Origin of the sequence: Phenylobacterium sp., assembly GCF_036563285.1 — a bacterium.
Classification (GTDB): Bacteria; Pseudomonadota; Alphaproteobacteria; order Caulobacterales; family Caulobacteraceae; genus Phenylobacterium.
Genome location: NZ_DATCMR010000011.1, coordinates 1,448,092 through 1,471,031, shown reverse-complemented (window position 1 = coordinate 1,471,031; position 22,940 = coordinate 1,448,092). Strand labels below are relative to the sequence as shown.

The following is a 22,940-nucleotide window of genomic DNA, read 5'->3' as shown; positions in this document are numbered from 1 at the left end:
GACAAAACGATGCGGCTTCTGGTCGTCGGACGACTGAACGGGCAGCTCTCCACCGCCGTGAAGATGGCGATGAGCGCGGGCGCCAAGGTGAGCCACGTGGAGACCATCGAGGCCGCCACGCACGCGCTGCGCGCGGGCCAGGGCGCGGACCTGCTGATGGTCGAGTACCAGCTCGACATCGCCGGCCTGATCGCGGCCAACGAGGCCGAGCGGATCCGGGTGCCGGTGGTGGCCTGCGGCGTCGGCGCCGACGCCATGGGCGCGGCCGCGGCGATCAAGGCCGGCGCCAAGGAGTTCATCCCGCTGCCGCCCGACGCGGAGCTGATCGCAGCCGTCCTGGCCGCCGTCGCCGACGACAACCGCCCGATGGTGGTGCACGACCAGGCGATGAAGGCGGTGATCGCGCTGGCCGACCAGATCGCCGGCTCCGACGCCTCGATCCTGATCACCGGCGAGAGCGGCTCCGGCAAGGAAGTCATCGCCCGCTACGTGCACCAGAAGTCCCGCCGCGCCTCGAAGCCGTTCATCAGCGTCAACTGCGCGGCGATCCCGGAGAACCTGCTAGAGAGCGAGCTGTTCGGCCACGAGAAGGGCGCCTTCACCGGCGCCGTGGCGCGGCGGATCGGCAAGTTCGAGGAGGCCAACGGCGGCACCCTGCTGCTGGACGAAATCTCCGAGATGGACGCGCGCCTGCAGGCCAAGCTGCTGCGCGCCATCCAGGAGCGGGAGATCGACCGGGTGGGCGGCACCAAGCCGGTGCGGGTCGACATCCGCATCCTCGCCACGTCGAACCGCGACCTCGCCCAGGCGGTGAAGGACGGGACGTTCCGCGAGGACCTGCTCTACCGCCTCAACGTCGTGAACCTGCGCCTGCCGCCGCTGCGCGAGCGGCCGGGCGACGTGCTCGCGCTCGCCGAGTTCTTCGTGAAGAAGTACGCCGCGGCCAACGGCGTACCCGTGCGGCCGCTGTCGGCCGACGCCCGCCGGCGGCTCGGCATCCACCGCTGGCCCGGCAACGTGCGCGAGCTGGAGAACGCGATGCACCGCGCGGTGCTGCTCTCCGTCGGCCCCGAGATCGAGGAAGCCGCCATCCGCCTGCCCGACGGCCAGCCGCTGTCGACCGTGGATCCGGCCGCACGCACGGCGCATGCCGCTTCCTTCGCGGCGGAGAGCGCCAGCCGCGGCTTCGTCGGCCAGACGGTGGCCTCGATGGAGCAGCAGCTGATCCTCGATACTCTCGAGCACTGCTTGGGCAACCGCACGCACGCGGCCAACATCCTGGGCATCTCGATCCGGACGCTGCGCAACAAGCTGAAGGAGTATGCGGAAGCCGGCGTCTCGGTGCCGGCGCCGCAGATGGGCGCGAGCGCGGCCTGACCTGAATGGCTGACACCGGACTCGCAGGACTGGCCGCCCAGCGCCCGAGCGCGCGGGAGATGCTGGGCTGGGTGATGCGCGGCGAGGTGGCCCTGGCGCTCGGCGTCGTGGGCATCGTCGTCCTGCTGATCCTGCCCGTCCCGGCCTTCCTGCTGGACGTCTTCCTGGCGCTGTCGATCACCAGCGCCGTGCTGATCCTGATGACCTCGCTGCTGATCAAGCGGCCGCTGGAGTTCACCGCCTTCCCGACGGTGCTGCTGGTGGCGACGCTCTACCGGCTGGGCCTGAACATCGCCTCCACGCGCCTGATCCTCGGCCACGGCCACGAGGGCGTGCACGGGGCGGGCAAGATCATCGAGGCCTTCGGCAAGCTGATGATGGGCGGCAGCTTCATCATCGGGGTGATCGTGTTCGCCATCCTGGTGCTGGTGAACTTCGTGGTCATCACCAAGGGCTCGGGGCGTATCGCCGAAGTGGCCGCGCGCTTCACCCTCGACGCCATGCCGGGCAAGCAGATGGCGATCGACGCCGATCTGTCGGCCGGGCTGATCGACGACACCGAGGCCAAGAAGCGCCGCAAGGAGCTGGAGCAGGAGAGCACCTTCTTCGGCGCCATGGACGGCGCGTCGAAGTTCGTGCGCGGCGACGCCGTGGCGGGGCTGGTGATCGTCGCCATCAACATCATCGGCGGCATCCTGATCGGGGTGATCCAGCACAAGGTGCCGATCGGCGAGGCCGCCTCGACCTACACCATCATGACCATCGGCGACGGCCTGGTCTCGCAGATCCCGGCGCTGGTCATCTCCATTGCGGCGGGCTTCCTGGTGTCGAAGTCGGGCGTCGAGGGCTCCGCCGACAAGGCGCTGGTCACCCAGCTGGCCATGAACCCGATCAGCCTGGGCATGGTGGCCGCCACCGCCGGCGTCATCGCGCTGATCCCCGGCATGCCGATGATCCCGTTCGCGGTGGTCTCGGTCGCGTCGGGCGTGCTGGCCTGGCGCAGGTCGCGGGCGGCGCTGGTCCCCGAGACGGTGGAGGCGGCGCCAGCCGCGGCCGAGGAGGTCGAGGAGCCGATCGGCCAGACGCTCGCCATCGACGACATCAAGATCGAGCTGGGCTACGGCCTGCTGGGCCTGATCAACGACCTGGAGGGCCGCCGGCTCACCGACCAGATCAAGGCCCTGCGCCGCACCCTGGCGGCCGACTTCGGCTTCATCATGCCCAGCGTGCGCATCCTCGACAACATGCGCCTGCCCTCGCAGGGCTACGCCATCCGCATCAAGGAGATGGAGGCCGGCGTCGGCGAGGTGCGGCTCGGCCAGCTGATGGCGATGGACCCGCGCGGCGGCCAGGTGGAGCTGCCGGGGGAGCACATGCGCGAACCGGCGTTCGGCCTGCCCGCCACCTGGATCGACGAGAGCCTGCGCGAGGAGGCGACCTTCCGCGGCTACACCATCGTGGACCCGGCGACGGTGCTGACCACGCACCTGACCGAGATCCTCAAGGAGAACATGCCGGACCTGCTCTCCTACGCCGAGGTGCAGAAGCTCCTGAAGGAGCTGCAGCCGGAGCAGAAGAAGCTGGCCGACGAGCTGATCCCCAGCCAGGTCACCGCCACCACCGTGCAGCGCGTGCTGCAGGCCCTGCTGCGCGAGCGGATCTCCATCCGCGACCTGCCCTCGATCCTGGAAGGCATCGGCGAGGCCGCGCCGCACACCAGCTCCGTGACCATGCTGGTGGAGCAGGTGCGCCAGCGGCTCGCCCGGCAGATCTGCTTCGCCTACCGCGGCGACGACGGCGCCCTGCCGATCGTCACCCTGTCGCCGGAGTGGGAGCACGCCTTCGCCGACGCCCTGGTGGGCGGGGGCGAGGAGAAGCAGCTCGCCCTGGCCCCGTCGCGGCTGCAGGAGTTCATCCGCAGCATCCGCGAGACGTTCGAACGGGCGGCGCTGGCCGGCGACACCCCGGTGCTGCTGACCAGCCCGGGCATCCGGCCCTACGTCCGCTCGATCATCGAGCGCTTCCGCGGCCAGACGCCGGTCATGAGCCAGAACGAGATCCACGCCCGGGCCCGGCTGAAGACCGTCGGCACCATCTGAGCCGTACCACATTGGCCGGCAGGGCCATTTGCCAAGAGCTTCGTGGGGGGCCGATCGCCTGGAAGGCGGCCGAGGCCCAGCGCCAGGCGCAGGCGGCCTCGGCGAAGGTGGCCCGAGGCGAGTGAGCTACGTCGCCCGGCGCCTGGCGCGCAGGGCGATGCGGGCCTGGCCGACGCCAGTGGCGGCGAGGTAGATCAGGATCAGCCCCAGGAAGCCCATCATCAGGCCGCCGTGGGCCTGCGGGGCCAGGGCCGGCTGGGCGGCGACCAGGCGGCGCAGGGCGCCCACGCGCAGCAGCATCTCCTGCAGCAGCCCGCCGACGAGCACGTAGTAGGCCCCCACCATGCAGACGATGTGGAGGTACCGCCAGGCGCCGGGCGGTGTCTTCCAGCGGGCCAGGGCGAAGCCTGCCGCGCTGAGGACCATCGACGTCATGGCCAGGTAGTGCGGGCGATGGAGATGCCCCTGGCTGTAGATCGTCAGGCTGAGGGCGCCGCCGACCAGCATGGCGCCAGTGAAGACGTCGCCCCAGAAGCGGTGGCGGGCCGTCCCCTTGCGGGCGACCATCAGCCAGGCGCCGGTGGGCAGGGCCACCAGGCAGGCAAGCGTGTGCAGCGTCCCCGCGAGCGGGGAGAACAGGGTCCAGTTCATGGCGACGTCCTTGGGGTTCAGGGCCGCTAGCGCAGCGGGGCGCAGCCCTTGCCGGTGAGGTTCTTCGACAGGAAGGCCACCGCCTTGGGCCAGTTGTCGGCGCGGGCGGCCTGGGTGTCCTCGAGCGTGCCTCCGGCCATGGCGAACATCTGCGGATTGACCGGGCCGGTGACGACGGCGGGCTTGCCCAGCGCGAGGTGGCCGGTGTCGTAGGCCAGGTGCTGGTGCTCATGGGGGAAGTGGGCGGCGTCGAGCCGGGCCATGACCGCCTCGGACATCGGGGTGGACGGCCACAGGCGGTCCTGGCGGCCGGAGATCAGCAGGACGGGGCCGGCGATCTTCTCCACCCGGATCACCGCGTCGGCCGGCGCGAGCTTCAGCCCGCCTTCGTAGGCGCCGCGGATGCCGCCCTTGGCTAACCCCGAGTAGTCGTAGGCGGCGTGGCCCAGGGGCTTGCCCTGCCAGGTCCACGAGCTCTTGGCCGAGGGCAGGTTGCGCACTGGGTCGTAGCCCGCCCAGGCGACACTGGAGGGCACGGCCGCCACCACGGCGCAGACGCGCTTGTCGAGGGACGCCACGATCAGGCCCGCCTCCCCGCCCTTGGAGACGCCGACCAAGCCGACGCGGCGGCCGGCCACCTCGGGCCTGGCCTGCAGCCAGTCGACGGCGCGGGTGATGGTCTCCAGCGGGACCTCCTCCAGCGTCTGCGGCTGGCCGGGAGAGCGGAAGTAGGAGATGGCGAGCGCCCCCAGGCCCTCGTCGGCGAGGTCCTTGGCCATGCGGGCGGCTCCGGCGTATCCGCCCTCCGAGCCGCCAATGACGATGGTGACCGGCCCGCCCACCTTCGCGGGCGGATAGTAGGTCCCAATCATCCCGGGCCCCAGTTCCCGCACGGGCGCAGGCGCAGCCGCAGCGGCGGTTGCGGTCAGGGCGAGCGTCAGCGCGATTGCCGGCGCTCTGCTGTTGATTGCACTCTGTATTGCAGAGTAAATGCTCATGGTCGGTCTCCTTTGGCGCGATGCGGACGGGCTCAGCCTTCGGCCGAGCCGCCCTCGATGATGGCCTTGAGGTACTGGAGGTGGGCGGCGTAGGCCTTGCGGCCTGCCCGGGTGATCTGAGCCCGCGTCCGCGGCTTCTTACCCACGAAGTCCTTCTCGATGGCCACGTAGCCGGCCTTCTCGAGCGTGGCGAGATGGGCGCCGAGGTTGCCGTCGGTGGCCTGGGAGATGGCCTTCAGGCGCTTGAACTCCAGCGCCTCGTCCTCCGGCAGCGCGTTGAGCACCGACATGATCTTCAGCCGCGTGGACTGGTGGATGATCTCGTCCGCTTCGGCCATGGCTCAGGCCTTCCTGAGCCAGAGGCCGCCCAGGATCAGCCCGCCGCCGCCGGCGAGCGCCATCCAGGCGAAGAACTGCTCGCGGCCCCAGGTGGCGGCGAAGATGGTGATCAGCATCACCGCCGTCCCGATCGCCGTCATCCGCCAGCCGATGGCGAGGCCCATGACCATGTAGGCCATGCCGATGGCCAGCGTCATGACGCCCTCCGCCACCACGACCGAGCCGGTCGGCGCCAGGGCCTGGATCCCGAAGCCCAGGAGGGTGAAGGCGAAGGCGATGGTCAGCGCGCCGACCGCCTGGTTGCGGCCGCCGCGCCTGCTGCGGGTCTTCAGGCCGATGACCACGCTCCCGATGACGCCAAGGACGATGAGGCTCGGCCACAGGACGCCGCCGTACGGCGCGCGCAGGACGCCGAGACTGTTGGCGACGACCCAGATGACGCCCCACAGGATGAGGTGCGGGCTGGCGCGCTCGTAGCCGATCGCGGTCGCGGAGCGGTCGGCGGCCGCCTCGGCCTCTTTCAGGGCGCGGGCGGCGTCTTCGCGAGGAATGGTCATCGGCAACTCCGAGAACTCTGTCATGCAGAGTATTCTGCGGTGAGACTTGGGAGTCAAGTAGCCCTGTGGTCGTCATCCCCGGGCTCGCGCGAGGGATGACGCATCCTGAAGTGGCAGGGGGAGCCGGCAAGCTTTGCCGCGACGTCTGCGACGTTGCGGGTCGGGCCGGCGGCTGGTAGCGGTGCGGCGGGGGTCAGAGCCCCTATTGAGTCTCGGGATTCGGATGCGGCGACCTCTTTCCAGACCTCAGGGCCCGGGCGCGGCCGTCCTTTGGGACCTGCTCACCTTCGAGAAGCTGATGACCAATACGGTCGTCCACCTCGTCTACTGGGCGGGGCTGGGCATCGTAGCGATCGTGGGCATGGGAGTGGTGGGCGCGACCATCGGGGTGGCGATCCGCGAGGGCAGCCTGGTCGGCATCCTGCTGGCGATCCCGGTGCTGGTCGGCGGCCTCCTGGGCATTGCCGCCGTGGTGCTGCTGTGGCGCTCGTTCATGGAATTCTACGTGGCGATCTTCAAGATCAGCGAGGACCTGAACTTCCTGCGCAAGGAAGCCGAGGCCGAGCGGGCGCGGATGGAGCGGCCGCGGGCTTAGGGCGGATTTCCCTCCGCTGGATGGGGAGGGACCGGCCGCGTAGCGGCCAGGGTGAGGAAGTGTGGTGAAGGATCTGGAGTCAGCGTTTGATGGCGACTCCCTCACCCGGCTCGCCTCGGGCGAGCTGTCCCTCCCCATCAGGGCAGGGAAACTAGCGCCCGCCGGCCCGTCTTAGCCCCAGTTCGTCCATGGCGGCGGACTCGATCTGGCCCTGCTTCTTGAGGCCGTCGAGGCGCATCTGCTCCGCGACGTGCTCGTACTTCTTCTGCTCCTCGAAGGCCTGGGCGAGGCTGTCGCGGGCGCCGCGCTCCTCCTCGAGGATCTCCAGGATCTTGGCGTGGACGTCGGCCTTACGGGCGTTGAGCGCCTTCAGATAGGCGAGCAGCTGGGCGATTGAGCCGGGGTCGCGCGGGCAGGCGGCGCTCTCGGCCTCGCCCTGGGCGGAGAGGACGGCGAGCTGCATCTCGGCGGCCATGCGGCGCTCGCCGATCTCCGCCAGGCGCTTCTGGCGGACCTCCACCTCGTAGGTGGAGAGCTTGATCAGGGACTTGGCCCAGCCGCCGCTCATGCGGCCTCACTGAGGATCTGGCCCAGGTGGGCGAAGGAGGCCTCGAGGCCGGTGGCGTCGTGCGGATCCTGGCTAAGGAAGCCTTCCAGGGCGGGATTGAGCTGGATGGCGCGGTCGACCAGCGGGTCGGCGCCGGCGCGGTAGGCGCCGATGCGAATCAGCTCTTCCATGTTGGTGTAGGCCGAGAGCACCTGCCGGGCGGAGGTGACCAGCTCGCGCTCGTGCGGCAGCTGGCAGCCCGGCATGGTCCGGCTGATCGACTTCAGCACGTTGATGGCCGGGAAGCGGCCCCGCTCGGCGATGGCCCGCTCCATGACGATGTGGCCGTCGAGGATGCCTCGCACGGCGTCGGCGATCGGCTCGTTGTGATCATCGCCGTCGACCAGCACGGTGAACAGGCCGGTGATCGGCCCGGCCTTGGTGCCGTCGGGGCGGATAGGCCCCGGTCCGGCGCGCTCCAGCAGCTTGGGCAGCTCGGTGAACACGGTGGGCGTGTAGCCCTTGGTGGTCGGCGGCTCGCCGGCGGCCAGGCCGATCTCGCGCTGGGCCATGGCGAAGCGGGTGACGCTGTCCATCAGGCAGAGGACTTCCATGTCCTGGTCGCGCAGGAACTCGGCGATGGCCATGGTCATGTAGGCGGCCTGGCGGCGCTTCAGGGCCGGCTCGTCTGAGGTGGCGACGACCACGATGGCGCGCTTCAGCCCCTCCGGCCCCAGGGTCTCCTCGATGAACTCGCGGACCTCGCGGCCCCGCTCGCCGATCAGGCCCACCACGACGGCATCGCAGTCGGCGTTCTTGGCCAGCATGGAGAGCAGCACGGACTTGCCGACGCCGGAGCCGGCGAAGACGCCCAGGCGCTGGCCGCGGCAGCAGGTGGTGAAGACGTTCATGGCGCGCACGCCGACGTCGAGGCGCTCGCCCACGCGGTCGCGGGCGTGGGCCGCGGGCGGCGGGGCCTTCAGCGGATAGGGGGCGGCCCCCTGCGGCAGGGGGCCGAGGCCATCGATGGGTTCCCCGAAGGCGTCCACGATGCGGCCGAGCCAGGCCTTGGTGGGGCGCACGGCCGAGCCCTGCGGCTCGATGCGGATCTCGGCGCCGGGGGCGACGCCCTCCACGGGGCCGAAGGGCATCAGTAGGGCGCGGGTCTCGCGGAAGCCGACGACCTCCGCCGCCAGCGGCTTCTCGCCCAGGCGCACGATCTCGGCCCGGGCGCCGACCGCCAGGCGCGTGAGGCCGCCGCGGGCTTCGATCAGCAGGCCGTTCACCGCGGCGACGCGGCCGGAGACGGTGAGCGGGTCGAGCCGCTCGACGGCGGCCACAAGGCTGTGCACGGGTAGCCCTCGGAACTGAGGGCCCAGGGTCGGCGCGTCGCTGTTAAGGCGGCGTGAAGATTTTGCCGGCCTCCCCCTATAGGGGGAGCGCTTTCCCTCCCTTGATGGGGAGGGAAATTATCTCAGCGCGTTTGCCAGCTTCAGCGCCTGCCTCGGGTGGCGCGCCGCCAGCCGCGCGGCTTTGAGCGGGTGGCGGCGGGCGGCTTTGAGGGCGGTGCGGCGGACGGCCTGACGGACCAGGGGCTTCACCTTCTCAAGGCGGCCGCGGCCGGCCCAGGCGGCGGCGGCCGCCAGCGCCAGGAGGCCGACGCCCAGGACGAGGCCGCGGTGCTTCTGTGCCTCGGTGTAGACCGAGAACCTGCGGCCGGAGCCGACGTGGGCGCTGTGCACCTCGCCGTCCACGCCCGGCTCGTAGAGGCTGTCGGTGCGCGGCTTGCGGCCCTTGCGGGTCGACAGCGCCGGGATCACCGCGCCGAAGAAGCGGTCGGCGAACCTCGGCGCGGCCGCGCCGGTGAGCACCATCTGGCGCCCGCCCGCGCCGACGGTGATCTGGCGCACCGGGTGAACGGCGGCGTGCAGGATGGCGTCGGCCACCACCTCCGGCGCATAGACCGGCGGCGGCACGCGCGCGGGCTTGTCCATGAAGTTGCGGGCGTGCTCGGGGAAGGGCGTGGCGATGCTGGAGGGCTTGATCAGGCTCACCGAGACCGGTGCGCCCTCGCGCAGCAGCTCGATCCGCAAGCTGTCGGTGAAGCCCTTCACCGCGTGCTTGGAGGCCGAATAGGCGCTCATCAGCGGCGCGGCGATGTCGGAGAGGATCGAGCCCACATTGATGATCGCCCCGCCGCGGGCGCGCAGGTGCTTGAGGGCCTCGATAGAGCCGTTCACGACGCCGAAGTAGTTGGTGCGGAAGACCCGCTCGTGGTCCTCGATCGGGATCTCGGCCGCGTCGCCGTAAACGCCCACGCCGGCGTCGTTGACCCAGGTGTCGAAGCCGCCGAAGCGGGCGAGCGCGGCGCGGCCGACCTTGGCCACGTCCTCGGGGTTTCCGACGTCGGCGACCACGTAGTGGGCCCGGCCGCCCTGCGCGTTGATCTCGTCGCTGGCGAGCTTCAGGGCCGTCTCGCTGCGGGCCACGAGCACCACGGCGGCGCCGGCCTGCGCGGCCTTCTTCGCGGTGGCGAGCCCTATGCCTGAGCTCGCGCCGGTGATGACGATGACCTGTTCGGCGAGCGGCTTCAGCTTCAGGCGCATGGGGTCCCTCTTCTTTGTGATGGAGGGAAAACCGTGGGCGGAGCGGGGCTGTTCCTCAGCCGCCTTCCGCTTCGGCCCGGCTGTCCAATCACAAAAGATTCAACCGGGGTGCGACCCGTGGCCCGCGAGGCGCGGCTTGTCCGCGAATCTCAAATCAGATTAACGATTCAGGTCAGAGGGCATCACCGGATTAACCAGTCTTAAATTAACTCGCTGGCAAGTTAACGGCGAGGCTGGGTCCGGATTCCGCAGAATTGCGCGGGCCTGCAGGGGAGCAGTAGGAGAGGCGAATGCGCGTACTGTTGATCGAGGACGACAGCGCTACGGCCCAAAGCATCGAACTGATGCTGAAGTCCGAAGGGTTCAACGTTTATACTACGGACCTGGGCGAGGAAGGCGTCGACCTCGGCAAGATCTACGACTACGACCTGATCCTGCTCGACCTGAACCTGCCTGACATGTCCGGAATGGACGTGCTGCGCACGCTGCGGGTCGGAAAGATCAACACCCCGATCATGATCCTGTCGGGCACGGCCGAGATCGACACGAAGGTGAAGACCTTCTCCGGCGGCGCCGACGACTACATGACCAAGCCGTTCCACAAGGACGAGCTGGTCGCCCGCATCCACGCCGTGGTCCGCCGCTCCAAGGGCCACGCGCAGTCGGTCATCAAGACCGGCGACATCACCGTCAACCTGGACGCCAAGACCGTGGAAGTGAACGGCCTGCGCGTCCACCTGACGGGCAAGGAATACCAGATGCTGGAGCTGCTCTCCCTGCGTAAGGGCACGACCCTGACGAAGGAGATGTTCCTGAACCACCTGTACGGCGGCATGGACGAGCCGGAGCTGAAGATCATCGACGTTTTCATCTGCAAGCTGCGCAAGAAGCTGGCGGCCGCCGCCGACGGGAAGCATCACATCGAGACCGTCTGGGGCCGCGGCTATGTTCTGCGCGACCCGCAGGAGGCCGTCGTCGCCGCCTGACTGGCGAATGTCTGAGGAGAGTTGGAACGCCCGCCCCCCACCGGCGGGCGTTTTCATTTGAGCACGGCGCCGGTAGCTTCGCCCCAACGAGGGGCTGGGGACGGGAACGGCATGGGACGGCTGCTGGCGCTCATCGGCGCCCTGATCGTGGCGGCGCTGATCGCCTGGGCCGGCGAGCGGCCGCCGAAGCCTGAGCCCGCGACCGCGCCGGCGACCGCCTTCTCCGCCGAGCGGGCCATGGCCGACGTGCGCGAGATGGCGCGCGCGCCCCACCCCATGGGATCGCCGGAGAACCGGCGGGTGCGCGACTACCTCGTGGGGCGCATGGCGGCGCTGGGGCTCTCGCCGGCGATCCGCGTCGACAGCGCCATGAGCCACCGCCTTAGGGAGGGCGACGTGCGGCTCTCGGGCGGCCAGGTGGAGAACATCGTGGGCGTGCTGCCCGGCCGCGACCGTAGCGCGCCGGCTGTGGCCCTGATGGCCCACTACGACAGCGTGCCGGGATCGCCCGGCGCGGCCGACGACGCGGCGGGTGTGGCCTCGGCCCTGGAGACCGTGCGGGCGCTGAAGGCGCAGGGGACGCCGGCGCGCGACGTGATGGTGCTGATCACCGACGGGGAGGAGTCCGGGCTGCTGGGCGCGCGGGCGTTCTTCGAGCGGGACCCGCTGGCCAAGCGGGTCGGCCTGATCCTGAACATGGAGGCGCGCGGCAACGGCGGCCGGGTGCAGATGTTCGAGACCAGCCCCGGGAACGGCCCGCTGATCGAGCTCTTCCGCAAGAGCGCCGTGCGGCCGGCGTCCTCCTCGCTGTCGGTGTTCATCTACGAGACCATGCCGAACGACACGGACTTCTCCGTGCCGAAGAAGCTGGGCTTCCAGGGGCTGAACTACGCCTTCATCGGCCGGCAGTTCGACTACCACTCGCCGACCTCGACGCCGGCCAACCTGGACCGCGGTTCGCTGCAGGACATGGGGACGCAGGTGCTGGCCGCCACGCGGGCCGCGGCGAACGCCCAGGCGCTGCCCGCCAAGGGCGAGGACGCGGTCTACAGCCAGCTGTTCGGCGACGTGACCCTGGCCCACCCGGCGTGGGTGGGCTGGCTGGTGCTGGCGGCGGCGGCGGGATTGATCGCGGTGGCCGTGCAGCGGTCGCGGCGGAAGGAGACCTTCCCCTGGACCGACGCCCTGCGCGGCGCCGGCGCGTTCGTGGTGGCGGTGCTGGGCAGCGCCACGGTGCTGCATTTCGCGCGCAAGGCCAGCGGCGCGGGCATGGGCTACTTCGACCAGCGGTTCCTGCTGGCCCAGATCACGCGGTGGGAGACCGCCTGCATCCTGCTGGCGCTGGGCTTCCTGATCCTGGCGGCCTGCGAGCTCGCCCGCGGCCGGCGCAACATCGCGCTGGTGCCGCTGGCCGCCGGCATCGGCAGCTCCCTGTTCGGCGGCTTCGACCCCATCGCCCTGGGAATGGGCGTGGTGACCGCGCTCATCGCTGTTGCGGCGTACGGGCGCCCAGTGAGCCGGCCGGGGGGCTGGACGGGCGTGCTGGCCATGGGGCTGCTGCTGTCGGTGGCGGCCCAGGCCTTCGCGCCCGCGGCGGCCTACCAGCTGAGCTGGCCGCTGCTGATCGCCGCGCTGGGCGCCGCGGTGACCGCCGGCGCCGCCTACCGCGGGCTGCCCTCAATCGTCGTGCTGGCGGCAGGCGCGACGGCAGGGCTGGCCTGGCTCGGCGGGACCGCCCACGTGCTGTTCCTTGGGCTCGACATGCCGCAGCTGCTGGCCTTCCCGGTGGCGCTGGCGGCGCTGCTGGTCTGGCCGCTGGCCCAGCCGGAGGAAGGCGCCCCGCCCGCCCGGCTGGTCTCGCACCTGCTGCTGGGCGCGGGATTCGCCCTGCTGATCGCGGTGCGGCTGAACGATCCCTGGGACGCGCGCCACCCGCAGGCGAGCCACGTGCTCTACCAGGTCGACCAGGACGCCGGGCAAGCCTGGCGGATCAGCCAGTACGTCGGACTGACGCCGTGGACCCGGCGGGTGCTGGCCGACGACGGCGGGGCGCTCGCCAAGCACCGCCACTGGCTGGACCTGCCGCTCAGCGCCGCACCGGCGCGGGCTGTAAGCCTCCCGCCGCCGGCCCTGGCCCTGGCCAAGGCGGCGGACGGCGCCCTGCTGCTGACCGTGACCCCGCCGCCGGGCGGGCGCGAGGTGGCCCTGCAGCTGCGGGCGAACACGCCGGTGCGGATCGAGCAGGTGGCGGGGTTGGCCGCAGACCTGGCGCAGAAGCCGGGCGGCTGGGCTCGGGTGAACTGGGAGGCGGCGCCGCAGCCCCTGACGCTGCGGCTGCGGCCGGCGGGGCCGGGCGCGCTGGACGTCCGCTACGCCGTGACGATCGACGGCTGGCCCAAGGGCGCCAAGCCCCTGCCCGCGCGGCCGGCCGACGAAATGGCCTTCCACACCTCGGATTCCACCCTGCTGACCGGGACCCGGCGCTTCACTTGGTGAGGCGGCTTGGCTAAGGCGGAGGCCATGAGCGACGTCACCATCTACCACAACCCGAGCTGCGGCACGTCCCGCAACACCCTGGCCCTGCTGCGCGAGAAGGGCGTCGAGCCGACCGTCGTCGAGTACCTGAAGGAAGGCTGGACCAAGGACCAGCTTAAGGACCTGCTCAGGAAGATGGAGGCCTCCGCCCACGACATCCTGCGGGTGCGGGGCACCAACGCCGAGGAGCTGGGACTCACCCATCCGCAGGCGTCCGACGATCACCTGATCGCGGCGATGATCGTCGAGCCCATCCTGGTGAATCGGCCCATCGTGGTGACGCCGAAGGGGGCCGCCTTGTGCCGCCCGGCGGAGCTCGTCCTGGGGCTCCTCTAGAAGACCGTGACAAAAGGCCTAAGCGACGCAAGTCGCTGATTGAGGTTGATTTCGCCCCGCCTGGGGTGGGCGCGAACCGACCGAGTCACAGCGAAGCCTTAACTGTGCTTCGGCTAGTACGGGGGCGTGATGCAGGAATTCGATCCGCGGCGGACCTCGCTCCGCATTGCACCGCAGGTGCTGGCCGGCGCGGCTGCGTTGGCCGCACTGGCGGCCGTGTGGCAGTTCTCGGATCTCGGTCCCAAGGCGCCCCCGCCGCCCCCGCCGCTGACCGCCGCCCAGGTGGCGGCCCTGCAGCACGCCGCCTTCACCCAGGCCGAGGCCCAGCCGGGCTTCGCCCGCCCGCAGACCGTGCCGGTGAAGGTGCGTGCGGGCGAGACCCTGGCGGGCGCCGTCGCCCGCACCGGCGTGGCCCCGGAAGAGGCCCAGCAGGTCATCCAGGCGCTCAACCAGGTGATGGACACCACCCAGGTGAAGGCCGGCCTCACCTTCGAAGCCGCCATCGCCGAGCCCCGCGCCGAACGCGGGCCGGCCCGCCTGATCGGCCTTTCCCTGCGCACCGGCCCGGCCACGGCCATCACCGTCTCGCGCTCCTTCGACGGCGCGCTGCGCCTGCGCGAGCTCGAGGAGAAGATGCGCGACGAGGTCCGCGTCGCCGAGGGCGAGGTGCACGGCTCGCTCTACGAGAGCGCCGCGCGGCTGGGCGCCACGCCCGCCGTCACGGCCAAGGTCGTGAAGCTGTTCGCCCACAAGCTGGACTTCGAGCGCGACCTGAAGGCCGGCGACGATTTCCGCCTGGTGTTTGACCGCGTGGTCACCGAGAGCGGCCGCACGGTCGAGACCGGCGACCTGCGTTACGCCGAGATCAAGGGCCACAAGTTCTACCGCTTCGAGCGGGGTAACGGCGAGGTCGAGTACCTCGACGGCTCCGGCAAGAACATCCGCGGCTTCCTGCTGCGCACTCCGGTGGACGGGGCGCGGATCACCTCGCGCTTCGGCCTGCGCCGCCACCCGGTGCTGGGCTACAACCGCGCCCACCAGGGGATCGACTTCGGCGCCGGCACGGGCACGCCGGTGATCGCCGCGGGCGACGGGGTGGTGCTCGAGGCCCGCCGCTGGGGCGGCTACGGCAACTGGCTGCGCATCCGCCACTCCGGGGGCTGGGACACCGGCTACGCCCACCTGTCGCGGTACGCCAAGGGCGTGAGGGCCGGCAGCCGCGTGCGCCAGGGCCAGGTGGTGGCCTATGTGGGCTCCACGGGCATGTCGACCGGCGCCCACCTGCACTACGAGGTCTGGCTGAAGGGCCGCCGCGTGAACCCGGTCGGCGCGAAGGTGCCGCAGGGGACCGTGCTGGCCGGCGCAGAGCTGAAGCGCTTCAAGGCGCAGAAGGCCCGCATCGACGGCCTGTTTGGCGCGGGCGGCGAAGAGCGCGCCTACGCCATGGCCGACAAGGCCAGTTCCAACCACTGAGCCGGCGGTTGCGCCTCGGGCGCGGCGCCTGATAACTCGCGGGCCAAGACGCCCGGGGAGAACCTAGCCGCATGAGCCTGACCGCCACGGTCGCCAGGATGGTTCGCGACCTCGTGGCGCGCTGGCCAGAGCAGCCGAACGCCGACGTGCTGAACGAGCTCCTGCGGCTGATGGGCCGCTGGCGCTCGCAGATGCTGGCCAACACCTACATCGCCTACCAGGGGACCAAGATCCACGGGGGACCTTTCGCGGGCATGGACTACGTCGCCGCCGCCACCGAAGGCGCGCTGGTCCCGCGCCTGCTGGGCACCTACGAGTCCGAGCTGCACCCGCACTTCGCGGCCTTCCTGGCGGAAGGGATCGACTGCGTCATCGATGTGGGCTGCGCAGAGGGCTACTACGCGGTGGGCCTGGCCCGCCTGGCCCCGGAGCTCACCGTCTACGCCTACGACATCGACGAGAAGGCGCGGGCGGCCTGCGCCCAGCTGGCCGCCAAGAACGGCGTCGCCGAGCGGGTGATCATCGGCGGCGAGTTCAAGCCGGACGGCTTCGAGGCGTTCAAGGGCCGCCGGCCGCTGGTGCTGGTGGACGCCGAGGGGGCGGAGATCGACATCCTGCAGCCGGAGCACAGCCCCGCGCTGGCCGGCATGAACGTCATCGTCGAGACCCACGGGCCGCGGCCGCTGGAGGTGATGATGGAGCGGTTCTCGGGCACCCACGACATCCTGCGCGTCGACCAGCAGCCGAAGACCTTCGACATGCCCGACTGGCTGAAGAACCTGCCGCACCTGGACCAGCTGCTGGCGGTCTGGGAGTGGCGCGGCATCCCGACGCCGTGGCTGGTGATGCGGCCGAAGGCCGGCTGAGGGCGACGGCCGCGCCGCCGCCCCCGGCCGGGAGCGCTACCAGGTCTTGCGGACCCCGAACCGCACGGTGCGGCCGAGCGCACTGCCGGTCGAGGCGTCGTAGCCCAGCGCCTCGCGCGAGAACGCCGGCTCGCGGTCGAACAGGTTCTGCACCGTCACCGATAACGTCGTGTCCCACGGCAGGGTCAGCTGGTAGCTGACGTCGGTGGTGAACACGGTCGGGATCTTCATGCCGGTGAGGATCGCGTAGTTCTGCCCGGAGCAGAAACCGACGGGACCCGTGTTGGTGTTGGTCCCGTTGGTCCCGCTGCCCGCGCCCGCGGGCGCCGGCGGCGTGACCGGGCTGGCGTCGACGCAGCCGCCGGCCGCCGTGGTGTTCACGAAGCCCGAGGCGTTGCCGATGTTGGCGTTCTGGGCGTTGGCCTCCACGAAGTCCGTCAGGTCGTCGTTGATCAGGGACGAGCGGGCGCGCGTGTTCCAGTTGAAGTTATGCCGCCCCTTGCGGAAGTTCACGCCGATGGAGCCGACCCATTGCGAGATGCGCTGGTTGTTGCGCCCCGTCAGCTCGTTCTGCTGGCCGATCCCGTCGTAGCCGGGCGCCACGGTGATGCCGCCGACCACATAGTCCGAGGCCTCGTAGGTCAGCACGTAGGTCAGGTCGCTGCTGAGCGTCAGCGTCCCGCCCCAGACCTCGTCGAACCGCCAGCTCGCATTGGCGTCGATGCCCGAGGTCTGCAGCGTTCCGCCGTTGACCAGCGCCGTCTGGGCGCCCTGGGTCCCGAAGAAATTGATGAAGCCGCCGGCCAGCGCGCTGATCGTCGTCGTGCCCTGTACGCACGAGGCGCCGCCCGCGAGCTGCACGAAGGGCTGCCCGCCCAGGAGCGACTGGTTGGCGGTGAGCAGCTCGCTGGAGCAGTTCAGCAGGGCTGTGGCGCCGGTCTGGCCGGGCTGCACCAGGGCGTTGATGATCTGGGCTGTGGTTTGGGCCCGGATCAGGTCGTCGATGCGGATGTTGTAGTAGTCGACGTTGCCGCGGAAATTGCCGATCTGGAAGATCGCCCCGACGTTGTAGTTGAAGCCCGTCTCGGGCCGCACGTCGAGGTTCGGGTAGTTGCGCGTCGTGAACTGCACGGCGGTGCCGCCGAAGGCGGTCGGGGCCGAGACGTTGCCGGCCACGTTGAACCCGCCCGGGGGCACCGGCGGCGGATCGACCTGGCTGAACGATTCGCCGGCGGTGCCGCGGAAGGCCAGCCAGTCGTTCACCTGCCACTTCACCGCGACCTGCGGCACGAACACCGCGTTGTCCTTCGGAGAGACGTCCGAATAGAACTTCTCGTACCGGCCCGAGAGGTTGACGACGAGGTTGTCCAGCACCGGCGCCTGGATCTCGAAGAAGGCCGAGACCACCGGGTAGCGGCGATCCTGGTCCCGCGTGAAGCCGGTCACGCCTGACCCCCGGTTGTTGACCAGCGGCCCGGTGCGGGTGACGCAGGTCTGGGCGCCAACCGTGGCGCACGGATTGATCTGCCGGTCGATCAGGTCCGAGAGATCGACCTCCTCGCGGAAGTAGCGGTACTGGGCGCCGACCGCCATCTGGACAGGGTCTTCCGACCAGAGATGGAAGGGCGTCTGGCCGCTCAGCAGCACGTCGTAGATCGAGAACTCGCCCTGCCTGTCCAGCGCGGCGGGGACGTACATCCAGCGGATCAGGTTGGGGTCGTTGGCCAGACCCGAGACGAAGCCGGGATTGGGCTCGCCGGTGACGATGTTTGACGCGATGCCGGAGGAGAACGGGTTGAAGTACTGGCAGCCGTTGGCGCCGGGCGTCGTGCCGGTGCAGTTCGGCCCGCCCAAGCCGTTCAGGGCGGACTGAAGCCGGTCGACGAGCATGTCCTGGAATTCGAGACGGTATTTCAGATAGTTGAACGTCGCCGCCGTGGACCAGCGCATCTTGAAGCCGGCGAACTCCGGTACGTCGCCGGAGAGCTCCGCCGTCAGGCGATAGGTGTCTGAGTTGTTGTGCTGCTCGTCGAGCTCCGGCAGCGGATTGCCGCCGTAGCCGAACGGCCGCCAGGTCGCGGTGTTCAGGCCCACGCGGCCGCCGTTGACGATCTGGAACGCCTGGGTCCCGGGCGTGTTCGGGTCGCCGAAGGCCAGGCTGCCGTTCGAGTTGCGCATGTTCAGCAGCAGCTGCCGGACGGCCGGGTTCCCGCCGGCCACCGCATAGGCCGAGCTGCCGCCGATCACCTGCGTGGCCCCCGTCGCCGAGCCGGCCGCGATCGGGAAGGTCAGCGGGACGTTGACGAAGGTGTCCAGCGGGATGTGGGGGACGTCGAGGTAGTAGTAGAGCCCCTCGACGTGCAGCTTCATGCCGCCGCCGAACTCGTAGTTCACCTCCCCGTAGAGCTGGGCGGTGTTGGTCTCCTCCACGAGGTTCGAGGCCAGGTTGGACTGGAAGTAGCAGACCGGCGAAGGCGTGGCGCTCCATCCCCGGAAGCCTGCGAACGTGCCGCAAGCCGGGTCCCGGGCCACGCCCGTGATCCCCATCTGGTAGTCGCCCTGGAAGCGGTTGCCGCTGGCGAGGGTGGCGATGGGGGTGATGGCCGCGGTCTGGCCGGACCGGACGAAGGTGTAGGCGCCGGGCGAGCCGTAGGTGCTCCAGCCCGCCGGGTTGAGCATGTAGTGCTGCAGGGCGAACTCGCGGTCGGCGACGTCCAGCTCGCTGCGGTGGATGTAGCCGCCCACCAGCATGGCGTTCCAGCTGTCGCCGACCTTGCCCCAGCTGACGTCCACGTCCCAGTCGCCGTCGGAATCGGGGATGTAGCGGTAGTTGGCGTTGGTCTCGAGCCCGTCGAGGTTGCGCCGGGTGATGTAGTTCTGCACGCCGCCGACGGCGTCCGCGCCGTAGGTCGTGGCGCCGCCGTCCTTCAGGGTCTCCACCCGGCCGATCGCGGCGTTCGGGATGAGCGCGACGTTGTTGAAGCGGCCGACGGAGGCGGAATACTGCTCGGGCAGACGGCGGCCGTTGAACACCACGACCGTCCGCGACGAGCCCACGCCGCGCAGGTTGATCGACTGGGCGCCGATGGCGAAGAGGTTGTTGCGGTTGGCCTCGCCGGCGACGCCGGCCACCTCGCTCATGTTCTTCACGAGGTCAAGGGTCGAGGGCGAGCCCTGCTGGCGCAGCTCCTCCAGGGTGACGGCCTCCACCGGGATCGGCGCATCTTCGGGCGTGCCGGCGATGAACGAGCCTGTGACCACGACCTCGCCGACTTCGGTGGCCTCGCGCTCGGCCTGGGAAGGTCCCTGGCGGGTCGACGGCTGTTCCTGGGTGCGCGGAACCTGGGCCGCCGCCTGGCCGGCTAGGCCGGCGGCCAACAGCAGCGCCGCGGCGGACGAGGCGCAAAGAAACCGTGAGCTCGACATGGTCCCCCCTGAGGAAGTGGGGCGCGATCTGACGCCGCGCGTACCCTTCCTTTGAAGGTGACCCGTGTTACGTGACGCCCGCAAGCCGGGCGTCACGCCTGATCTGTGTTAAGTTACGTCGCGACAGTTAGGTGTGACTGAAAAGGCGCGCCGCGGACGCCCTCAGGCGTCGAAGACGATGACCGACCTGGCGATGGATCCAGTCTTCATCTCCTCGAAGGCCTCGTTCACCTGCTCCAGCTTCAGCCGGCGCGAGATCATCTCGTCGAGCTTCAGCTTGCCGGACATGTACATGTCGCACAGGCGGGGCATGTCGACGGGGAAGCGGTTCGAGCCCATCAGCGAGCCCTGGATACGCTTCTCGCCCAGGAAGGCGGCGCCCATCAGGCTGATCTTCTGGCCCACCGGGATCATGCCGATGATGTTGGCCGTGCCGCCGCGGCGCAGCATGTTGAAGGCCTGTTCCGCGGTCTGGGAGAGCCCCAGGGCCTCGAAGGAGTGCTGCACGCCCCCCTTGGTCATCTCGATGATCGTCTTCACCGGGTCGACCTCGGCGGAGTTGACGAAATCGGTGGCCCCGAAGGCGCGCGCGAAGTTCTCCTTACCCGGCACGATGTCGACGGCGATGATCCGGCCGGCGCCGGCGATGGCCGCCCCGTTGATCGCCGAGAGGCCGACGCCGCCGCAGCCGATCACCGCGACGGTGTCGCCCGGACGGACGTTGGAGGTGTGCACCACCGCGCCCACGCCGGTCATCACCGAGCAGCCGATCAGGGCGGCGCGGTCGAGCGGCATGTCCGGGCGGATCGCCACGCAGGCGTGCTCGTGCACCAGCATCTGCTCGGCGAAGGACGACAGGTTCAGGTACTGCATCATCGGCCCCTTGGCCGAACTCAGACGCGGCTCGTCGTCTGGGCCGCGCTTGGTGTCGGGCGACACGCACAGGCTCATGTGGCCGGTGAGGCAGTGCTCGCAGTGGCCGCAGAAGGCGGAGAGGCAGGTGATGACGTGGTCGCCCGGCTTGACGGTGCGGACCTCGGAGCCGACGGCTTCCACGACGCCGGCGCTCTCGTGGCCCAGGACGGCGGGCAGCGGGTGCGGGTAGGAGCCTTCCAAGAAGTGCAGGTCGGAGTGGCAGACGCCCGCGGCGGCGGTGCGGATCAGCACCTCGTGCGGCCCCGGCTTGTTGATCTGCACGTCCTCGATCGAGAGCGGCGTTCCGACCTGGCGCAGCACGGCGGCCTTCATGGCTTCCCCTTCCCCAACTCAGGCCCGTTGATCGGGCGGTTCTGGCAGGCGAAAGACTTATCGTCGTTCAGAAGCGGGGGCCAAGGGCTTTTGCGGGAGGCGGGTTGAAAACGGTCGAAGGCGCCATGCCCGCTGGGGAGAGCCGCCCGCCGGCCGCAGCCGCCTGGGAGGTGTTCACCGCCTTCCTTGGCCAGGGGCTGACGGCGTTCGGCGGGCCCATGGCCCACCTGGGCTATTTCCGCCGCGAGTTCGTGGAGCGGCGCGGCTGGGTCACCGAGGGCCAGTTCGCGGAGCTGCTAGCGATCTGCCAGTTCCTGCCGGGCCCCGCGTCCAGCCAGCTCGGCATGGCGCTGGGCCTCAGGCGGGCGGGGGCGGCGGGCATGCTGGCCGCCTTCGCCGGCTTCACCCTGCCGGCCGCCACGGCGATGCTGGCGCTGGCCTATGCCGCGCCGGCCATGTCCGGCGAATGGGGATCGGGCTGGCTGCACGGGCTGAAGGTGGCGGCCGCCGCGGTGGTGCTGCAGGCGCTGATCGCCATGGCCCGGACCCTGGCCCGCGGCCCGGTGCGCGCCGGGATGGCCATCGGCGCGGGCTTGGGGTTGATGATCGCCACGGGTCCGGTGGCGCAGATCTTCGCCCTGGCCGCCGGGGCGGCCTTCGGGCTGGCGATGTTGCGGGACGAGGCCATGCCGGCCGAGGCCGAGACGACCTCGTCGCCGGTGCGGCCGGGCGTCGCCATGGCGGCCTTCGTGACCTTCGCCGTCCTGCTCGCGGCCGTGCCGCTGGCGGCCCAGCTGCTGCAGAGCCCGATGCTGGCGCTGGCGTCGGTCTTCTACCGGACAGGCGCCCTGGTGTTCGGCGGCGGCCACGTGGTGCTGCCGCTGCTGCACTCGGAGGTGGTCGACCGCGGCTGGATGGACGCCGACGTCTTCCTGGCGGGCTACGGCGCCGTCCAGGCCCTGCCCGGGCCGCTGTTCAGCTTCGCCGCCTTCGTGGGCGGGGCGCAGACCTTCGCGGCCGGCGGCTGGGCCGGCGGCCTGGTGGCGCTCGTGGCCATCTTCCTGCCGAGCCTGCTGCTGGTGCCGGCCGCCCTCCCCGTCTGGGACGTGCTGCGGGCCCATCCGGCGGCGCGCGGCGCGGTGGCGGGCCTGAACGCGGTGGTGGTCGGCCTGCTCGCGGCGGCGCTGTGGGATCCGGTGCTGACCGAAACGGTCGAGCGGCCGAGCGACTGGGCGCTGGTGGCCGCGGCCTGGGTGTTCTTGGCGATCGCCAAGCTGCCACCCTGGTTGGTGGTCGTCGGGTTTGCGGCCGCGACCGGGGTTATGACGCGGTGAGGCCCTGCGGTTCGGCGACGGAGCCGAACGACGGCCTGGGCATCCGGAACTGCGGCAGGCTGGGCAGCTTGGGCAGGCGGAAGGTCCAGGTCTTCTTCTGAGGGATGCACGCTTCCAGGGCGGCGATCAGCTGTTCGGGCGGACCGTCGTTCAGGAAGTGGTTGGCGCCGGGGGTGCGCACGATGTTGATCGGCCGCCGCGTGCGGACCTCGCGGGCCAGGCGTTCGGCCACCTCCAGCGGGGCGAAGTCGTCCTTGTCGCCGTGCACCATGTGGATCGGCATGTTCAGCCGCTCCAGGGCGCGCCGGGCGTGGACCAGCTGCGGCTTCTGGCCGGTGGCCTCCATGACCGCGTGGCGCAGGTCCTTGGGGATCACTTTCAGGGCCTTGGAGCCGGTGTCGAGCAGCCAGCGCGCCGTCGGGCCGGCCTCGCCGAAGAAGCCGGAGAGCAGCACCAGGGCGGCCACCTTCCGCGGATTGGCGTCGGCCATCAGGCTGGCGATCGCCGCGCCGTAGGACTGGCCGACGAGCAGGACCTTCTGGCCGGGGGCGGCGTCCAGCAGGGGGGCCAGCGCCTGGGCCTGGATGCGGATGTCGGTGACCGGGTGGGCGGGCTCGGAGGCCGCGTAGCCGGGGCGGTCGACGACGATCATCTCGCGGTCCGGGCCCAGGGCGGCCATGGTCTCGGCCCAGTACTCGGCCCAGGACGGGGCGCCGGTGATCACCACGATCTTCCACTCGGGCGGCGTCTCGCGGGGGGTCTCGAGCGCGGAGATCTTCCAGGCATGGCCGCCGCCGGCGACGAAGCTGGTGCGGCGGATGACGGTGTCGGGATAGTCTTCGGAGGTCGGCGCATGCTCGGTCCGGCCGGTCGCCGCACACTCGATGCAGGCCCAGCCCATGGCGAGCACACCTTTCGGCCGCTTCCTCGGCAAGATCCGAACCTCCACTACGTCACTCAGTCACCT

At 70.5% G+C, this 22,940-nt stretch carries 19 protein-coding genes; 9 read left to right on the top strand and 10 right to left on the bottom strand.

The features are described from left to right. Nucleotides 1-9 precede the first annotated feature (9 nt). Together VIL76_RS18090 and flhA are read left to right on the top strand one after the other, a co-directional pair. Nucleotides 10-1,377 carry a sigma-54 dependent transcriptional regulator gene (locus VIL76_RS18090; RefSeq protein WP_332046438.1) on the top strand — a complete coding sequence of 456 codons (1,368 nt, stop codon included), beginning with the start codon at nt 10-12 and terminating at the stop codon, nt 1,375-1,377. A 5-nt stretch (nt 1,378-1,382) separates the two neighbouring features. Further along, nucleotides 1,383-3,476: a flagellar biosynthesis protein FlhA gene (gene flhA / locus VIL76_RS18085; protein ID WP_332046437.1), complete on the top strand. Its 2,094-nt coding sequence runs from the start codon at nt 1,383-1,385 to the stop codon at nt 3,474-3,476. Between the two features lie 126 nt (nt 3,477-3,602). Here the strand turns inward: flhA and VIL76_RS18080 are convergent, their stop codons facing one another. The 4 genes from VIL76_RS18080 to VIL76_RS18065 all read right to left on the bottom strand — a co-directional run bounded on the left by VIL76_RS18080 (nt 3,603) and on the right by VIL76_RS18065 (nt 6,021). Further along, entirely contained in the window at nt 3,603-4,127 is a 525-nt protein-coding gene (locus tag VIL76_RS18080; protein WP_332046436.1) for a hypothetical protein, read from the bottom strand. Nucleotides 4,128-4,153: 26 nt separating this feature from the next. Then, the gene (locus VIL76_RS18075; protein WP_332046435.1) at nt 4,154-4,999 is read right to left on the bottom strand and encodes an acyl-CoA thioester hydrolase/BAAT C-terminal domain-containing protein; all 846 of its coding nucleotides are present in this window, start codon (nt 4,997-4,999) and stop codon (nt 4,154-4,156) included. Between the two features lie 158 nt (nt 5,000-5,157). Beyond that, nucleotides 5,158-5,463, bottom strand: a complete 306-nt coding sequence (locus tag VIL76_RS18070; protein WP_332046434.1) for a transcriptional regulator — start codon at nt 5,461-5,463, stop codon at nt 5,158-5,160. A 3-nt stretch (nt 5,464-5,466) separates the two neighbouring features. Beyond that, nucleotides 5,467-6,021: a hypothetical protein gene (locus VIL76_RS18065; protein ID WP_332046433.1), complete on the bottom strand. Its 555-nt coding sequence runs from the start codon at nt 6,019-6,021 to the stop codon at nt 5,467-5,469. A 223-nt stretch (nt 6,022-6,244) separates the two neighbouring features. On the opposite strand from VIL76_RS18065, the gene VIL76_RS18060 reads away from it, so the two are divergent. Continuing rightward, entirely contained in the window at nt 6,245-6,616 is a 372-nt protein-coding gene (locus VIL76_RS18060; RefSeq protein ID WP_332046432.1) for a DUF4282 domain-containing protein, read from the top strand. 151 nt (nt 6,617-6,767) lie between these two features. On the opposite strand, the gene VIL76_RS18055 is transcribed toward VIL76_RS18060, so the two are convergent. The 3 genes from VIL76_RS18055 to VIL76_RS18045 all read right to left on the bottom strand — a co-directional run bounded on the left by VIL76_RS18055 (nt 6,768) and on the right by VIL76_RS18045 (nt 9,769). Then, nucleotides 6,768-7,184: a flagellar export protein FliJ gene (locus VIL76_RS18055; protein ID WP_332046431.1), complete on the bottom strand. Its 417-nt coding sequence runs from the start codon at nt 7,182-7,184 to the stop codon at nt 6,768-6,770. Further along, complete coding sequence (gene fliI / locus VIL76_RS18050; protein ID WP_332046430.1) at nt 7,181-8,515, bottom strand: flagellar protein export ATPase FliI; 1,335 nt, start codon at nt 8,513-8,515, stop codon at nt 7,181-7,183. Before fliI ends, VIL76_RS18055 begins: the two co-directional genes overlap by 4 nt. A 117-nt stretch (nt 8,516-8,632) precedes the next feature. Continuing rightward, the gene (locus VIL76_RS18045) at nt 8,633-9,769 is read right to left on the bottom strand and encodes an SDR family oxidoreductase (protein WP_332046429.1); all 1,137 of its coding nucleotides are present in this window, start codon (nt 9,767-9,769) and stop codon (nt 8,633-8,635) included. A 290-nt stretch (nt 9,770-10,059) separates the two neighbouring features. Here VIL76_RS18045 and ctrA point away from each other — a divergent pair, with 290 nt between their 5' ends. The 5 genes from ctrA to VIL76_RS18020 all read left to right on the top strand — a co-directional run bounded on the left by ctrA (nt 10,060) and on the right by VIL76_RS18020 (nt 15,965). Further along, a complete protein-coding gene (gene ctrA / locus VIL76_RS18040; protein WP_332046428.1) occupies nt 10,060-10,755 on the top strand; it encodes a response regulator transcription factor CtrA in 696 nt (231 codons plus the stop codon). Nucleotides 10,756-10,866: 111 nt separating this feature from the next. After that, on the top strand, nt 10,867-13,251 hold the full coding sequence (locus VIL76_RS18035) for a M20/M25/M40 family metallo-hydrolase (RefSeq protein WP_332046427.1): 2,385 nt from the start codon (nt 10,867-10,869) through the stop codon (nt 13,249-13,251). A gap of 24 nt (nt 13,252-13,275) precedes the next feature. After that, complete coding sequence (gene arsC, locus VIL76_RS18030) at nt 13,276-13,626, top strand: arsenate reductase (glutaredoxin) (RefSeq protein WP_332046426.1); 351 nt, start codon at nt 13,276-13,278, stop codon at nt 13,624-13,626. A gap of 129 nt (nt 13,627-13,755) precedes the next feature. After that, nucleotides 13,756-15,099 carry a M23 family metallopeptidase gene (locus VIL76_RS18025; RefSeq protein WP_332046425.1) on the top strand — a complete coding sequence of 448 codons (1,344 nt, stop codon included), beginning with the start codon at nt 13,756-13,758 and terminating at the stop codon, nt 15,097-15,099. A gap of 71 nt (nt 15,100-15,170) precedes the next feature. Beyond that, the gene (locus tag VIL76_RS18020; RefSeq protein ID WP_332046424.1) at nt 15,171-15,965 is read left to right on the top strand and encodes a hypothetical protein; all 795 of its coding nucleotides are present in this window, start codon (nt 15,171-15,173) and stop codon (nt 15,963-15,965) included. Nucleotides 15,966-16,001: 36 nt separating this feature from the next. Here VIL76_RS18020 and VIL76_RS18015 read toward each other — a convergent pair whose 3' ends face one another. Both VIL76_RS18015 and VIL76_RS18010 read right to left on the bottom strand, forming a co-directional pair. Further along, entirely contained in the window at nt 16,002-19,391 is a 3,390-nt protein-coding gene (locus VIL76_RS18015; protein WP_332046423.1) for a TonB-dependent receptor domain-containing protein, read from the bottom strand. A 162-nt stretch (nt 19,392-19,553) separates the two neighbouring features. After that, nucleotides 19,554-20,639, bottom strand: a complete 1,086-nt coding sequence (locus tag VIL76_RS18010) for a Zn-dependent alcohol dehydrogenase (protein ID WP_332046422.1) — start codon at nt 20,637-20,639, stop codon at nt 19,554-19,556. A gap of 104 nt (nt 20,640-20,743) precedes the next feature. On the opposite strand from VIL76_RS18010, the gene chrA reads away from it, so the two are divergent. Continuing rightward, entirely contained in the window at nt 20,744-21,973 is a 1,230-nt protein-coding gene (chrA, locus tag VIL76_RS18005) for a chromate efflux transporter (RefSeq protein WP_332046421.1), read from the top strand. On the opposite strand, the gene VIL76_RS18000 is transcribed toward chrA, so the two are convergent. Continuing rightward, the gene (locus tag VIL76_RS18000) at nt 21,960-22,907 is read right to left on the bottom strand and encodes an alpha/beta hydrolase (RefSeq protein ID WP_332046420.1); all 948 of its coding nucleotides are present in this window, start codon (nt 22,905-22,907) and stop codon (nt 21,960-21,962) included. The genes chrA and VIL76_RS18000 overlap by 14 nt on opposite strands. Nucleotides 22,908-22,940: the final 33 nt, after the last annotated feature.

Bases quoted from the DNA above. Each gene is read 5' to 3' on its own strand.
- VIL76_RS18090 (WP_332046438.1), top strand. From the start codon at position 10: ATGCGGCTTCTGGTCGTCGGACGACTGAACGGGCAGCTCTCCACCGCC.
- flhA (WP_332046437.1), top strand. From the start codon at position 1,383: ATGGCTGACACCGGACTCGCAGGACTGGCCGCCCAGCGCCCGAGCGCG.
- VIL76_RS18080 (WP_332046436.1), bottom strand. From the start codon at position 4,127: ATGAACTGGACCCTGTTCTCCCCGCTCGCGGGGACGCTGCACACGCTT.
- VIL76_RS18075 (WP_332046435.1), bottom strand. From the start codon at position 4,999: ATGATTGGGACCTACTATCCGCCCGCGAAGGTGGGCGGGCCGGTCACC.
- VIL76_RS18070 (WP_332046434.1), bottom strand. From the start codon at position 5,463: ATGGCCGAAGCGGACGAGATCATCCACCAGTCCACGCGGCTGAAGATC.
- VIL76_RS18065 (WP_332046433.1), bottom strand. From the start codon at position 6,021: ATGACCATTCCTCGCGAAGACGCCGCCCGCGCCCTGAAAGAGGCCGAG.
- VIL76_RS18060 (WP_332046432.1), top strand. From the start codon at position 6,245: ATGCGGCGACCTCTTTCCAGACCTCAGGGCCCGGGCGCGGCCGTCCTT.
- VIL76_RS18055 (WP_332046431.1), bottom strand. From the start codon at position 7,184: ATGAGCGGCGGCTGGGCCAAGTCCCTGATCAAGCTCTCCACCTACGAG.
- VIL76_RS18045 (WP_332046429.1), bottom strand. From the start codon at position 9,769: ATGCGCCTGAAGCTGAAGCCGCTCGCCGAACAGGTCATCGTCATCACC.
- ctrA (WP_332046428.1), top strand. From the start codon at position 10,060: ATGCGCGTACTGTTGATCGAGGACGACAGCGCTACGGCCCAAAGCATC.
- VIL76_RS18035 (WP_332046427.1), top strand. From the start codon at position 10,867: ATGGGACGGCTGCTGGCGCTCATCGGCGCCCTGATCGTGGCGGCGCTG.
- arsC (WP_332046426.1), top strand. From the start codon at position 13,276: ATGAGCGACGTCACCATCTACCACAACCCGAGCTGCGGCACGTCCCGC.
- VIL76_RS18025 (WP_332046425.1), top strand. From the start codon at position 13,756: ATGCAGGAATTCGATCCGCGGCGGACCTCGCTCCGCATTGCACCGCAG.
- VIL76_RS18020 (WP_332046424.1), top strand. From the start codon at position 15,171: ATGAGCCTGACCGCCACGGTCGCCAGGATGGTTCGCGACCTCGTGGCG.
- VIL76_RS18015 (WP_332046423.1), bottom strand. From the start codon at position 19,391: ATGTCGAGCTCACGGTTTCTTTGCGCCTCGTCCGCCGCGGCGCTGCTG.
- VIL76_RS18010 (WP_332046422.1), bottom strand. From the start codon at position 20,639: ATGAAGGCCGCCGTGCTGCGCCAGGTCGGAACGCCGCTCTCGATCGAG.